Raw genomic sequence first — 12668 nt, forward strand, 5'->3', positions numbered from 1 at the left:
GCGGCGGGCGGTTATAGCCACTCCCTTGCGAAAGGGGGTGATTATGTGTGGATGAGACTATTTCGTTTCATGGTATGCGCAGCTTTTGTGCTTTACATACTGACCATATATGCAAAATGACCGCCCTACCCTTCCAAAAGTAAGCGGTCATTTCACCATTTGCTTTAAGGGCTAAAACCGTCTGCCGACAGCGCCCCTTTGTATGGATATTATATCACACGCCCCGCCAAAGTCAAGGCGGGGCTTTGTTTTGCCCCAAAGGAGGGAGAATTTATGTCAGACGACAACAAGCGTTTTTTGGACCACCTGGGCGTGACGGCATGGCACAATGCGGGCTATACCGGCAGGCGCGGCCTGACCGCAACGGCGGAGGAGATTATCTCCCCAAGCACGCACGCCAAAGAGACAATGGCGGTTTTCCGGCTCATCGCGCCCGACCGGCAGCTCATCCACCTGCCGATGTACGGCAGCTATAAAGACGGGGTGTACACCAGTAAGCTCATCGACGTTGCGCTGCCGGAAATCTTAAAGCAGGGCGTAGATACCTACTACGCAAGTCTTACCGGCAACGTGTGCGACGTGGCGCAGATCGACAACGCGCTTGCTGCGCTCAAAGACCAGTGCTGCCTGTTTTTCGCCGCGGGCAATGACGGGGAGAAGGAGTTCAGCAGAATCATCCAGTCAAAATATGTGTGGGGCGTGGGCGCGTATTACCTGATGGCAGACACAAACGAGATGCGTCCCGCGCCGTTTTCCAGCGTTTCCCCAGACGTGGAGTTTTGCGCGCCGACGCTGATCAACCGCTTCGCAGGCACAAGCTGCTCTGCGCCGTGCCTGTGCGGCATGGCGGCGCTTGTCAACGACATGGCGATTGACAAGACCGGCCGTCCGCTTCCACAGCAGGGCATGCACCGGTTTTTGGCTGGCTGCGCGGTGGATATCGGCTCCAAGGGCGAGGACGACAAGACCGGCATTGGCGCGCCCGTCCTGCCGCCGCCGGAGACGGTCAACATTTGGGACTATCAAACGGAGGAGGGGCCGGTGTATACAGACGAGGCCAAAATCCCCGCGTGGGCAAAAGCGGACACGGCGTATTGCAGGCAAAACGGCATTTTGCAGGGCGATAAGGACGGTGCATTCCGTCCGAACGAGCCGGTTACCCGCGCGGAGCTGGCGTGTGCGCTGGCGCGGCTGCACCGGATGCTGCGCGCGTGACGGAAAGGAGGGCGCAGGGCGGGCAGGACCGTCCTTACAGAGTCTATGGAAACACTGATTAGATTGGGCTGGGCTGTGCTGCCGGGGCTTGTGGTGAGCGTTGTGATGGCCGTCTGGAACCGCAGGCAGCGCGGCCGCGATGCGGAAGCGGACGAGCGTGACGCGAAGCGTGTGAAGGGACAGGCCGTGCAGGTATCGCTGCTGGTGGCGGCAGCCAAGTTAAGCTACGCTGTGGCGATGGCGATGAAACGCGGCGCGCCGAACGGGGAGATCGAGGACGGCATTGAGCAGTACAAAGAGGCGATGATTGCATTTAAGAAGTTTGAGCGCGAGCTTGTGGCAGAAAAAAGCGCGGATGTATGATGTTTGAAAGGAGACTACATATGAAAGTCAATATTCCGGTGAGAATGAAAAACCCGTGGTTTTGGGTGGGCGTTATGTCGGTTGCGCTGACGGCGATCGGCGTTGACCCGTCTGTATTTACATCGTGGGGCGCGGTCTGGGAGCAGATCTGCGCGGTGCTCGGCAATCCGTTCCAGCTGGTAACGATGGCGCTTGCGGTGCTGGCGGTATTCGTTGACCCGACGACGGCGGGTGTGACGGATTCCGACAGGGCGCTTGGATACAAAAAACCGCTGGAAAAGTAGGGGATAAGATGGCGATACAGTTTAAGCAGTGCAATGCTGCGAACTATCAGCGCGGCCGCAGCGCGTCCGTGCAGTGGATCGTGCTGCATTTTACGGCCAACGATGGCGACACAGCAAAGAATAACGCGGACTATTTTGCCCGTGCAGCCGGCTTGCAGGCATCGGCACACTATTTTGTAGACGAGCGTGAGGTGTGGCAGAGCGTGAGAGACGGCGACACGGCCTGGCACTGCGGCACTTCAGCCGGACAGTACCGCAACGCCTGCCGCAATGCCAACAGCATCGGCGTGGAAATGTGCAGCCGTATCGTCGGCGGGCGGTATGTGATTGCGCAGGATACTGTGCGGCGCGCAGCTGCATTGGTGCGGCAGCTGATGGAGCGGTATCATGTGCCGCTGTCGCGTGTGTGCCGGCATTACGATGTGACGGGCAAGCGCTGTCCGGAGCCGTGGGTGCGGGATGATGCGCAGTGGATCGCTTTCCGCAAGCTGCTGCGCCAGAAGGAGGACGAAGAAGTGGTAGAGAAAAAGCCGGTGCGCATTGACGGGATGGCGTACACCTGCTCGGTGATCCAGAAGGCGGGCGAGAATTATGTGCGCCTGCGCGATCTGTCGCAGGCAGGGTATGGCATTACCTATGACGCCAACACCAAGGTCCCTGGCGTTATGGCGCCGCAGACGCGCGCTGCGGCATCCGAACCGGACGCCGACACGCAGGCCGCCGTGGACACAGTGCGCACGCTGGCGGGGCTGGAGGAACAGACCGCAGCGTATCTGCTGCGGTATCAGTACGGCGACGAGCTGGTGAAGAAGCTGGCGAAGGCGATGACGGTGTGATGTTGCAAATATGTTGCAACATAGCAAAGTTATAAGTGCTAAATATGGCGTATTTACAGAGAAAAACACGTTTTTCTGTGTAACTTCTCACACGCGAGAGGTCGTGGGTTCGAGCCCCGCCAACCCCACCAGGAAAAGCCGTCACGAAAGTGACGGCTTTTTGCTGTTTGCGCGAACGTTTTTTAGGGAGACTATCCCGCCGCCGTCATACAATCACCACGGCTACGCCGTCCGGAATGACGACGACGCGGGCGTCCCCGCCCTTTTCTGCGCGGGCAAGGGCAAGCGCCTCGTCCGGCGTGCGGGCCGGAATCATGCCGGCTGCGCGGATTTGTTCGGCCGGCAGAAAATCGCTTACCAGAATCACGCGGTGATTTTTGAGCACACGGACGTACACCTGCGCGTTCCACTGCTCGGGAATGCTTTCTTTGGGCGGAATGGCGGAAAGATAGGCCTCCACTTCGGCGGGGGGCCCCATGGTCATAATGCGGGCGAAGTTATCGCCCCCCATGCCGTCCGCGCAGCCGCAGCACATGATGATGATGCCGTCCTCCCTGCAGCAGGTTTCCGCCGTGGCCACCGCCTTGACCGACTGATAGAGGTTCTGGTCAAGCGGATAGCCGCCGTTGGAAGTGATGACGATATCGCCCTGCGCGCGCGGGCACTGGGCCAGCGAGCGCACGAACGCCACGCCTGCCGCATGCGCCTGTTCCAGATCGCCTGCAAAGGCCGCAATCACTTTTTTCTCCCCGTTCAGCGCAACGTTGAAGATGAACTGCACATTGACGCGCCTGGCTGCGGCCAGCATGTCCTCGTGAATCGGATTTTTTTCCAGCACGCCCGAGGCGGCAAACGGGCTGGCAACTGCGCGGAAGGAGTGGTTTTCGTTGACTGTTTCCTTGGAGCAGATGCCGGGCAGAATGCTTTTGCGCCCGCCGGAAAAACCGGCGAAGAAATGCGGTTCAATAAAGCCTTCGGTTACCAGCAGGTCGCATTCAACGGCGAGATGGTGGACGCAGAATTCCGCGCCCGAGGGCAGCGTGCCGAGATTGACGTAGTCTTCCGGCTGGAAGGCGTTGTTGACGACGATGCGCTCGCGGTCAACAATCCGGTCGCCGAACATGCGGCGCTGTTCCTCTTCGGTGGTTGGGCGGTGCAGGCCGGTGGCAACAAGAATGGTGATCTGCGCGTCCGGACTGCCGCGCCGGATTTCTTCCAGCAGGATGGGCAGCGTCAGCCGGCTGGGCACCGAGCGGGTGTGGTCGCTGGTTACCAGCACCACATTTTTTTTGCCCTGCGCCAGCTCGTGCAGCGGCGGTGTGCCGACGGGGTTTTGCAGCGCGCTGCGGATGATATCGGTTTCGGTTTGGCCGGGGTCGTAGCCATGCGTCTGCGCGACGATGACCGCTTCGAGCGAAGCTTCGTCAATATGCAGATCGGCGGTTCCGGTGTGATAGGGGATGGGAATGGTTCTCATGTCTGCGCGGCCTCCTTGTCAAACAGATGGATGGTCAAAAACGGCTTTTTCTGCACAATTACGTCCGGCGGCTGCCCCTGCCTGCGCCGCGGCGCGGCTTTTTGCGCACGCTGAAGCCGAAGCTGCCGAGCTTGCGTCCCAGCTCAAAGTATTCGCCGTGGGCATAGGCCAGCAGACCGGCGCGGTCCAGATGCAGCTTGCCTGCGCGGTCGATCAGCGCTTCATCCACATCGACCGCCAGAATATCGGCTACAAACATATCGTGCGTGCCGAGGGGGACAACCTGCGTGACTCTGCACTCAAGCGAAAGCGGGCTCTGCTCCAGCAGCGGGCAGGCAAGATGGGAGGACGGCGCGGCGGTCAGCCCCATCTGCTTCCATTTATCCGTATCCCGTCCGCTGCGCACCCCGCAGAAATCAACCGCGCGCACAAGCGCGGCCGTCGGCAGATTGATGACAAATTCGCCGCTTTCCCGAATCAGCGGATAGGAAAAACGGCCCGGGCGCACCGAGATATAAGTTTTGGGCGGCACTGTGTTCAGAATACCGGTCCAGGCAACGGTAAGAATATTGGGCTGCTCTGCCGTGCCGCAGGTAACCAGCACGGGCGGCACGGGCGCAATCAGCGCGCCGCCGCCCCAGACGACTTTGCTCATGGCAGTCTCCTTCGGGTGTTTTTTATCAGTATAGCACACTGCGGCGCGGCTGCAAAGGGCGAACCCGCGCCGCGCATGAAAAAAGAGAACGCGGGGCGCGTTCTCCTGTATGCTGCCGCAGCCGCTTTATGCCTGCTGCGCGCCGATGGTGCGGGATATGTATGCCGGCACCTGCTCCGCCGGAATGCCCAGCGCGATGCCCAGTTCCCCGTGCAGCAGTTCCATCGCGCGCTTGCAGTAACGCTGGTCCAGCATGCTCAGGTGGCTGCTGCGGCGGTTTTTGGCGTATACCGTCTTGATGAGCTGCACCAGATCGTGACAGTCATGGCTTTGCAGGGCGGCCTGATAGTGCTCGCTGATGATGCGGGCGCTGTGCGCTTCCGGCGCGTCCTCCTCAACGGAGGGAATGGCGGCGATCAGGGCCTCGGCCTGCTCGCGTGAAATCACCGGCCGCATGAATACGGGGGAATCCACAGGGATGTAAATGGTCTCCGTACCGCTGACGGGCAGCAGCGTGTAATACAGTCTGTCCTCCTCCGCGGCAAAATCCGGCCTGCCGACTGCCTCGACCCGACAGACGCCGTTCGTCCCGTACACAATATATTGACCGACTTCAAACATGATAAATCCCCTTTCCCTCGGCTGATAAAATAAAAACGCGCGGTCTTGACAACTGGACTTACGTTCCACAAAACCACACGTTGTTTATTCAATTATAGCACATTTTCCGCCGGAATGTAAGGGAAAAATCATTTTTTGTGCGATGCGGCAGGCTGTGCGGCCGCGATCAGGTCGCATACGGCCGCGCCCAGCAGCAGCGCAGCCGCGGCGATGCGCGCGATTGCCGAAGCTTTTTTCATGTGTGCAGCTCCTTTCCGGACGCCTGCTCATGGGTCAGGTAAAAACACAGGTGGTCCTTGATTTCGCCGTTGTACAGCAGCTCGGCACGATGGAGCGTACCCTCGTACCGGAAGCCGCATTTTTCCAGCACTCTGCGCGACGCCGGATTGTCCGGATAGCAGGTGGCTGTAATCAGGTCGAGCGACATGGGGCCGAACCCGTACCGCAGCACGGCCTGCACGGCCTCGGTCATAAACCCCTGTCCCCAGTAATCCACGCCGAGCGCATAGCCCAGCGAGCGGACCGAGCCGTATTCCCGCTTGGAATCGGCAATCAGCCCGATGGAGCCGATCATGCGTCCGTCCGCCTTCCGCTCAATCGCCCAGACGGACGGCTGGTCCAGAAAAACAAGGTGCAGAATATCGTTCGATTCCAGCAGACTTTCATGCGGCTTCCAGCCGGCATTTCTGCCGACCGGCTCGTCCTTTGAATACGCATAAAGCGCTTCCGTATCATCCGCCCGGAAAGGGCGCAGCAGCAGCCGCGCAGTTTTCAGCTCCATAGCGCGCTCCTTTCAGGCCTGTTCGCCGGTGTCCAGATGCGCCAATGCGTATTGGCAGCACTGTGTAACCAGCTGGTTGAGCGATACGTCCTTCTGCTGCGCCAGCGTTTCCAGCGCCTGCACCAGCTCACGCGGCATGCGGAAGGTTTTGTTGACATATTCCGTTTTTTTCACCTGGAACATTCTCTCACCGCCTTACCCACTATTATAAGTGCAAAATATCATTGAATATACGCGCGTATTTTGCAAGTATATTTACAAGATAATTTGTATTGCAAATATAAGTGTAAAGAGGTATAATAGGCAAAAGGAGAGGATGCGGATGAGATGCCGGAAACATGCGGCGCTTCGGCTTGCAGCGCTTGCTGCATACGGGGCGCTGCTGGTCTGCGCCGGCCGCTCGTGCGAGCGGGCGTATCTGCATGCCGCAGAGCGGCAGATACGGGTAACGCTGACGCTGTATGACGCCGAAGGGCGGCCGCTGGCCAGCGCAGACCGCACGGCGGACGGCCGCGCGCGGCAGCAGTGCCGCGGCATGCTGGAAGAGACGGAGGGAGCGGCGTCCTATACGCTGACGGTGGAGCCGGAATAAAAGAGGGGCGCGAAGACTTTTCCGGCAAGCGAAAAGGCGCAAAGCATTTGCTTTGCGCCTTGTTTTTTTCCGGCGTTACTTGATTGTCATGACCTGATCGCGCGCGGGACCGACGCCCAGCATGGTGATGGGGCAGCCGATGATGCGCTCCAGCGCGGTGATGTACGACTGTACGGAAGCCGGCAGTTCGCTCCAGGTGCGGCAGCCGGTGATATCCTCGTCAAAGCCGTCAAACTCCTCATAAACGGGTTCGCAGTCAACCAGATCCATGAAATTGGCGGGGAATTCGGTGATGGTCTGGCCGTTTTTGAGCTTATAGGCCACGCAGACCTTGAGCTTGTCCAGGCCGCGCAGCGGGTCGATTTTGTTGATGACCACGTCGGTCAAGCCGTTGACGCGCACCGCATAGCGGGCAACCACGGCGTCAAACCAGCCGGTGCGGCGCGGGCGGCCGGTCACGGTGCCGAATTCGCCGCCGGCGTTGCGGATATAGTCGCCGGTTTCGTCGAACAGCTCGGTCGGGAAGGGGCCTTCGCCCACGCGGGTGGTATAGCTCTTGAAAATGCCCATGATGCTGTCAATTGCGGTCGGTCCGACGCCCGAGCCGATGCAGCAGCCGCCGGCAACCGGATGGGAGGAGGTCACATAGGGGTAAGTACCCATATCCAGGTCAAGCAGCGTGCCCTGCGCACCCTCAAACAGCACTTCCTTTCCGGCCTTGACCGCTTCATAGGTCAGGATGGTCGTGTCGCGCACCATCGGGCGCAGGCGGTCGGCATAAGGACGGTATTCCGCGATGATGGCGTCCGCATCGAGCGGCTTGGCGCCGTATACGCCGGTGATGACGCGGTTTTTGTAAGCGCAGGCTTCGCGGATGACGGTTTCAAAGCGGTCGGCATCCACAAAGTCATGCATGCGGACGCCGCTGCGCTCGGATTTATCCATATAGGTGGGGCCGATGCCCTTTTTGGTGGTGCCGATGGCGGTGCCGTCCTTGGCTTTTTCGGCTTCGCTCAGCGCGTCCAGCTCCAGATGCCAGGGCAGGATGCAGTGCGCGCGCGCGTCGATATACAGCTTATCGCACGAAACGCCCTTGGCGGTCAGTCCGTCAATTTCACGCAGCACATTGCGCGGGTCGACGACAACGCCGGGGCCGATGATATTGACGCAGTTCGGATACAGAATACCCGAAGGAATCAGCTGCAGCTTGTATTTATCCGCGCCCACAACGACAGTGTGGCCGGCGTTGTTGCCGCCCTGGCTGCGGACGACCAGATCGGCCTTGGCCGCAAAGATATCAATAAACTTGCCCTTACCCTCGTCGCCCCACTGGGCGCCCAGAATCACTTTACCTGGCATAGTGTTCCATTCCTTTCTGAATAGCGGCGTGCGTCTGCACGTCATACATTTAAAGTATAACACAGCAGGGCCGGATATTCAATGCCGAAATGTACGGTTTTATCTTGTAAAAGTCGTCCTGCCGTTGTAAAATAAGACATAAGTGCAAAGCAAAAGGGGAAAAAACATGCATTATCTTGATAACGCGGCGACGACGCCCGTGCTGCCCGTAGCGGCCGAGGCCGCCGTGCGGACCATGTGCGAAGGATACGGCAATCCGTCTTCGCTGCACAGAAAGGGACTGGACGCTGCGCGATTGCTGGAGGAGAGCCGCAAAACCGTCGCTTCGGCGCTTGGCGTACTGCCGGAAGAGACGTATTTTACCTCCTGCGGTACGGAAAGCACCAATATCAGCCTGCGCGGCGCGGCGCGCCTGCACCGGCATAAAAAGGGGCACATCATCACCACGGCGATTGAGCATGCGGCGACGCTGCAAACCGTTCGGGAACTGGAGCAGGACGGCTTCCGCGTAACGCTGCTTGCGCCGGACGCGGGCGGCCATATCACGCCGGAGGCGCTGGCAGACGCACTGACCGAGGATACCGTGCTGCTGTCCTGCCAGCTTGCCAATAACGAGCTGGGCACGGTGCAGCCGGTGGCCGAGCTGGGCGCGCTGCTCAAGGCCAAAGCGCCGGAGGCGCTGTTTCATATTGACGCGGTGCAGGGCCTTGCCCGCGTGCCGCTTGCGCCGAAAAAGTGGAAATGCGATCTGATGAGCGTATCCGGCCACAAAATTGGCGCGCCCAAGGGCGTCGGCGCGCTGTATATCCGCAAGGGCCTGCGCCTGCCGCCGATGGCCACGGGCGGCGGACAGGAACGCGGCATCAGCCCGGGCACCGAGCCGCTGCCCAATATTGCGGCCTTTGCAGAAGCCTGCCGGCAGCGCATGGCGGCGTTTGATGAGAATTACGCCCATGTGCAGGCGCTGGCCGCTTATCTGCGGGAGCAGGCGGAGCAAAAGCTGCCTTACGCGGTATTTAATGTGGAGAGCGATATCCCGCATGTGCAGAGCATCGCGGTGGACGGCTGCAAGAGCGAAGTGATGCTGCGCATCCTGTCGGATGAGGGCGTGTATGTTTCGGCCGGTTCGGCCTGCTCCAAGGGCAAACAGAGCGGCGTGCTGGCGGCCATCGGCCTGCCCCGCACCAGAAGCGACTGCACGCTGCGCGTATCGTTTTCGCCGGAAAACAGCAGGGAGGACGTGGACGCGTTTATCGCGGCTGTGCAGAAAGGCGCGAAGATGCTGCGGCGGTAATGCCCTCTGTGTTTGATGGACGGGGTTTCGCCGCCTGCGGGCGGCGGGATGCGGGCGCCTGCGCGGCGCGGGCGCACAAGAGGGGCGAAACCAGGGCTTCTCCCCTCTTGCGAATCACCCCTTTTCCTTTTGGCGCAGCGCAGGCGGGGCATCGTCTGCCAGAAGAGCTGCGGCATTTGCTGCCGCAAATAAGGGCGCGCTGGCGCGCGCAGGGTGTGTCACGCCCAATTTTTCGCCGCCCATTTGCCCGAAGCAATAAGAAGGGCGGGTTTCGCCCCGCAGGGGCCGGCGGATCGCACACAGGGAAAATGAACAACACCATGCAGGCGCGCTGCCTGCTGAAATAAGGGAGACATTATGAAAGAAGTATTACTGCTCAAGTGCGGTGAGATTGTGCTCAAGGGTCTCAACCGCAAAACCTTTGAGGACCGTCTGCTCAAAAACCTGTCGCGGCGCATGAAGCATGTGGCGGACTGTGAAATCTCCATGCGGCAGTCGGTCGTATATGTGGAGGTGCCCGAGGAGGCCGACGCCGACGCGGTCATGGACTGCGCGCGCCATGTGTTCGGCTTTGCGACGATTTCGCGCGCGGCGGTCTGCCCGGAAAAGATGCTCGAGAGCGTGGTCGAAACCGCGCGCACCTATCTGGCGGCGCGGTTCGCGCAGGCGCGCACTTTTAAGGTGGAAACCAAGCGCGGGGACAAAAAGTTCCCGCTCACCTCGACCGAGATCAGCCAGCGCGTCGGCGGCGAGCTGGCCGACCTGTTTCCGGCAGTCCGACCGGATATGCACCACCCTGATCTGACCGTGCATGTGGAAATGCGGGAAAAATATGCCTTTGTTCACGCCGGTCCGGAGCCGGGCGCGGGCGGCATGCCGATCGGCTCGAACGGACGCGCGGCGCTGCTGCTTTCGGGCGGCATTGATTCGCCCGTGGCGGGCTGGATGATGGCCAAGCGCGGGCTGGAGCTGGTGGGCATCCATTTCTTCAGCTATCCGTACACTTCGGAGCAGGCCAGGGAAAAGGTGCTTGAACTGGGCCGCAAGCTGACCGCATGGTGCGGCCGCATGAGCGTGATGGTTGTGCCGTTTACCAAGATCCAGGAGGAAATCCGCGATAACTGCCATGAGGAGCTGTTCACGCTCATCATGCGGCGGTTTATGATGCGCATTGCCGAGCGGGTCGCGGTGGAATACGGCTGCGGCGCGCTCATCACAGGCGAGTCGCTCGGCCAGGTTGCCAGCCAGACCATGCCCGCCATGGCGGTGACCGGCGCGGTGTGCGAGCTGCCCGTGTTCCGGCCCTGCATCGGCATGGATAAGGAGGAGATCGTGCGCATCGCGCGGCAGATCGACACCTTTGAAACCTCCATCCTGCCCTATGAGGACTGCTGCACGGTATTCACCCCCAAGCATCCCAACACCAAGCCCAAGATGCCCAAGATCCTTGAGGCGGAGAGCCATTTGGATGTGGACGCGCTGGTGGAGGAAGCCGTTGCGGGCGTAGAAATCGTGCATTTGCCGTAAAAATGCGGCGATAATGCCGCCTGCGGGCGGCAGGAACGGCGCCGCTGCGCGCGGCGGGCGCACAAGAGGGGCGAAACCAAGGTTTCTCCCCTCTTGCGAATCACCCCTTTTCCTTTTGGCGCAGCGCAGGCGGCACAGCGTCTTCTGGAAGAGCTGCGGCATTTGCTGCCGCAAATAAGGGCGCGCTGCGCGCGCAAAGGCATGTGACGGTTTCCGCAGAGCCGCCCGGCTGCACATGCGGACAGACAGGGCGGCGGCCGCCCCAAGGGGGCTGTCAGGGCAATCAAAGAATCAAAGCATTGGGAGGAACGCAATTATGAACGCAGAACTGATCGCTGTCGGCACGGAAATTTTGCTGGGCGATATTGTGAACACGGACGCGCAGCTCATCTCGCAGGGGCTCTCCGAGCTGGGCATCAACGTATTTTATCAGACGGTTGTGGGCGATAATCCGGCGCGCCTGCGTCATGTGGTGGAGACCGCGCGCGACCGCGCGGATATCATCATCACCACGGGCGGCCTCGGGCCGACGCTGGACGATTTGACCAAGGAAACGCTGGCCTCGGTGTTCGGCAAGAAAATGGCGCTGCATCAGCCCTCGCTCGACCGCATCAAAGCATTTTTTGAAAAAATCGGCCGCGAAATGACGCCGAACAACGAAAAACAGGCGTGGCTGCCCGAAGGCTGCACGGTGTTTGTCAACGAATGGGGCACGGCGCCCGGCTGTGCGTTTGAGGCCTACGGCAAGCATGTGCTCATGCTGCCCGGCCCCCCGCGTGAGTGCAATCCCATGTGGAAGGAATGCGCGATGCCCTATCTATACAAGCTTGCAGGCGGCTGCATTGTATCGCGCAATATTCGGGTATTCGGTCTGGGCGAAAGCGCGATGGAGGACCGCCTGCACGACATGATGGCCTCCATGACCAACCCGACCATTGCGCCCTATGCCAAAACGTCCGAGTGCTTTGCCCGCGTGACTGCCAAGGCGGATACGCCGGAGCAGTGCGAGGCCATGCTCGCCCCCGTGGTGGACGAGATCGTTTCTCTGCTGGGCGAGGATGTGTACGGCGTGGATGTGGATTCGCTGGAGCAGGTGGTGGGCGACGGGCTGCGCCAGCGCGGCCTGACCCTTGCTGTGGCGGAAAGCTGCACGGGCGGCTTGCTGTCCAAGCGCATCACCGATGTGCCCGGCTGTTCGGATTACTACCTTGGCGGCGTGTGCTCGTACGCCAACGAGGTCAAGATGGGCGTTCTGGGCGTGCAGAAGGAGACGCTTGACACGGCCGGCGCGGTATCGCCCGAGGTGGCCGGGCAGATGGCCGCGGGCGTGGCAAAGGCGCTCGGCGCGGATGTGGGCGTCGGCATCACGGGCGTGGCCGGCCCGGGCGGCGGCACGGAGGAAAAGCCGGTCGGACTGGTTTACATCAGCGTGTGGTACAATGGCAAATGCTATACCCGCCGGCTGAATGCCTCCAACGGGCGCGACCGTATCCGGATGCAGGCGGCGTCGACTGCGCTGGATATGATTCGCCGCAATCTTTTTTGAGCAAAAACACTGTATTTCATCCATTTTCAGACATTCCTCGTTTTTTGCTGTTAAAACCAAACAAAATTCTTGCGAAAAAAGTCTGGCAATTGTGTAAAATTGCTGGACTTTTTTCGCG

General features: G+C 60.3%; 14 protein-coding genes. 8 read left to right on the top strand and 6 right to left on the bottom strand.

Going from position 1 to position 12668, the window contains the following annotated elements; all coding sequences use genetic code 11:
* Positions 1-273 precede the first annotated feature (273 nt).
* From ACOYIE_RS05275 to ACOYIE_RS05290, 4 genes are read left to right on the top strand one after another with little or no spacing between them, the layout of a single operon-like run.
* The gene (locus tag ACOYIE_RS05275; protein WP_433411102.1) at positions 274-1215 is read left to right on the top strand and encodes an S-layer homology domain-containing protein; all 942 of its coding nucleotides are present in this window, start codon (positions 274-276) and stop codon (positions 1213-1215) included.
* A gap of 45 nt (positions 1216-1260) precedes the next feature.
* Complete coding sequence (locus ACOYIE_RS05280) at positions 1261-1578, top strand: hypothetical protein (RefSeq protein WP_433411103.1); 318 nt, start codon at positions 1261-1263, stop codon at positions 1576-1578.
* Between the two features lie 20 nt (positions 1579-1598).
* On the top strand, positions 1599-1862 hold the full coding sequence (locus ACOYIE_RS05285; protein WP_433411104.1) for a phage holin: 264 nt from the start codon (positions 1599-1601) through the stop codon (positions 1860-1862).
* 8 nt (positions 1863-1870) lie between these two features.
* Positions 1871-2698, top strand: a complete 828-nt coding sequence (locus tag ACOYIE_RS05290) for a peptidoglycan recognition protein family protein (RefSeq protein WP_433411105.1) — start codon at positions 1871-1873, stop codon at positions 2696-2698.
* Between the two features lie 205 nt (positions 2699-2903).
* Here the strand turns inward: ACOYIE_RS05290 and larA are convergent, their stop codons facing one another.
* From larA to ACOYIE_RS05315, 5 genes are all read right to left on the bottom strand, one after another.
* Complete coding sequence (larA, locus tag ACOYIE_RS05295) at positions 2904-4175, bottom strand: nickel-dependent lactate racemase (RefSeq protein ID WP_433411106.1); 1272 nt, start codon at positions 4173-4175, stop codon at positions 2904-2906.
* Between the two features lie 58 nt (positions 4176-4233).
* On the bottom strand, positions 4234-4830 hold the full coding sequence (locus tag ACOYIE_RS05300; protein WP_433411108.1) for a flavin reductase family protein: 597 nt from the start codon (positions 4828-4830) through the stop codon (positions 4234-4236).
* Between the two features lie 126 nt (positions 4831-4956).
* Positions 4957-5451 (bottom strand): CarD family transcriptional regulator, encoded by a 495-nt coding sequence (locus ACOYIE_RS05305; protein WP_433411110.1) that lies wholly within the window; start codon positions 5449-5451, stop codon positions 4957-4959.
* 235 nt (positions 5452-5686) lie between these two features.
* Entirely contained in the window at positions 5687-6232 is a 546-nt protein-coding gene (locus tag ACOYIE_RS05310; protein ID WP_433411112.1) for a GNAT family N-acetyltransferase, read from the bottom strand.
* Positions 6233-6244: 12 nt separating this feature from the next.
* The gene (locus ACOYIE_RS05315; protein ID WP_433411114.1) at positions 6245-6415 is read right to left on the bottom strand and encodes a hypothetical protein; all 171 of its coding nucleotides are present in this window, start codon (positions 6413-6415) and stop codon (positions 6245-6247) included.
* 139 nt (positions 6416-6554) lie between these two features.
* On the opposite strand from ACOYIE_RS05315, the gene ACOYIE_RS05320 reads away from it, so the two are divergent.
* Positions 6555-6824 (top strand): hypothetical protein, encoded by a 270-nt coding sequence (locus ACOYIE_RS05320; RefSeq protein ID WP_433411116.1) that lies wholly within the window; start codon positions 6555-6557, stop codon positions 6822-6824.
* A gap of 75 nt (positions 6825-6899) precedes the next feature.
* On the opposite strand, the gene ACOYIE_RS05325 is transcribed toward ACOYIE_RS05320, so the two are convergent.
* Complete coding sequence (locus tag ACOYIE_RS05325) at positions 6900-8183, bottom strand: adenylosuccinate synthase (protein WP_433411118.1); 1284 nt, start codon at positions 8181-8183, stop codon at positions 6900-6902.
* 166 nt (positions 8184-8349) lie between these two features.
* Here ACOYIE_RS05325 and ACOYIE_RS05330 point away from each other — a divergent pair, with 166 nt between their 5' ends.
* The 3 genes from ACOYIE_RS05330 (at position 8350) to ACOYIE_RS05340 (ending at position 12550) form a co-directional block, all read left to right on the top strand.
* The gene (locus ACOYIE_RS05330; protein WP_433411121.1) at positions 8350-9477 is read left to right on the top strand and encodes a cysteine desulfurase family protein; all 1128 of its coding nucleotides are present in this window, start codon (positions 8350-8352) and stop codon (positions 9475-9477) included.
* A gap of 357 nt (positions 9478-9834) precedes the next feature.
* On the top strand, positions 9835-11004 hold the full coding sequence (thiI, locus tag ACOYIE_RS05335; RefSeq protein WP_433411123.1) for a tRNA uracil 4-sulfurtransferase ThiI: 1170 nt from the start codon (positions 9835-9837) through the stop codon (positions 11002-11004).
* Positions 11005-11320: 316 nt separating this feature from the next.
* On the top strand, positions 11321-12550 hold the full coding sequence (locus ACOYIE_RS05340; protein ID WP_433411125.1) for a competence/damage-inducible protein A: 1230 nt from the start codon (positions 11321-11323) through the stop codon (positions 12548-12550).
* Positions 12551-12668 lie beyond the last annotated feature (118 nt).

The sequence above is a fragment of the Agathobaculum sp. genome (genome assembly GCF_050946325.1).
Classification (GTDB): Bacteria; Bacillota; Clostridia; order Oscillospirales; family Butyricicoccaceae; genus Agathobaculum.

What these genes read in the sequence shown, in the direction of transcription:
- ACOYIE_RS05310 (WP_433411112.1), bottom strand. Translation starts at nt 6,232, where the DNA reads ATGGAGCTGAAAACTGCGCGGCTGCTGCTGCGCCCTTTCCGGGCGGAT.
- ACOYIE_RS05315 (WP_433411114.1), bottom strand. Translation starts at nt 6,415, where the DNA reads ATGTTCCAGGTGAAAAAAACGGAATATGTCAACAAAACCTTCCGCATG.
- ACOYIE_RS05290 (WP_433411105.1), top strand. Translation starts at nt 1,871, where the DNA reads ATGGCGATACAGTTTAAGCAGTGCAATGCTGCGAACTATCAGCGCGGC.
- ACOYIE_RS05325 (WP_433411118.1), bottom strand. Translation starts at nt 8,183, where the DNA reads ATGCCAGGTAAAGTGATTCTGGGCGCCCAGTGGGGCGACGAGGGTAAG.
- ACOYIE_RS05340 (WP_433411125.1), top strand. Translation starts at nt 11,321, where the DNA reads ATGAACGCAGAACTGATCGCTGTCGGCACGGAAATTTTGCTGGGCGAT.
- ACOYIE_RS05280 (WP_433411103.1), top strand. Translation starts at nt 1,261, where the DNA reads ATGGAAACACTGATTAGATTGGGCTGGGCTGTGCTGCCGGGGCTTGTG.
- ACOYIE_RS05275 (WP_433411102.1), top strand. Translation starts at nt 274, where the DNA reads ATGTCAGACGACAACAAGCGTTTTTTGGACCACCTGGGCGTGACGGCA.
- ACOYIE_RS05320 (WP_433411116.1), top strand. Translation starts at nt 6,555, where the DNA reads ATGAGATGCCGGAAACATGCGGCGCTTCGGCTTGCAGCGCTTGCTGCA.
- ACOYIE_RS05330 (WP_433411121.1), top strand. Translation starts at nt 8,350, where the DNA reads ATGCATTATCTTGATAACGCGGCGACGACGCCCGTGCTGCCCGTAGCG.
- ACOYIE_RS05305 (WP_433411110.1), bottom strand. Translation starts at nt 5,451, where the DNA reads ATGTTTGAAGTCGGTCAATATATTGTGTACGGGACGAACGGCGTCTGT.
- larA (WP_433411106.1), bottom strand. Translation starts at nt 4,175, where the DNA reads ATGAGAACCATTCCCATCCCCTATCACACCGGAACCGCCGATCTGCAT.
- thiI (WP_433411123.1), top strand. Translation starts at nt 9,835, where the DNA reads ATGAAAGAAGTATTACTGCTCAAGTGCGGTGAGATTGTGCTCAAGGGT.
- ACOYIE_RS05300 (WP_433411108.1), bottom strand. Translation starts at nt 4,830, where the DNA reads ATGAGCAAAGTCGTCTGGGGCGGCGGCGCGCTGATTGCGCCCGTGCCG.
- ACOYIE_RS05285 (WP_433411104.1), top strand. Translation starts at nt 1,599, where the DNA reads ATGAAAGTCAATATTCCGGTGAGAATGAAAAACCCGTGGTTTTGGGTG.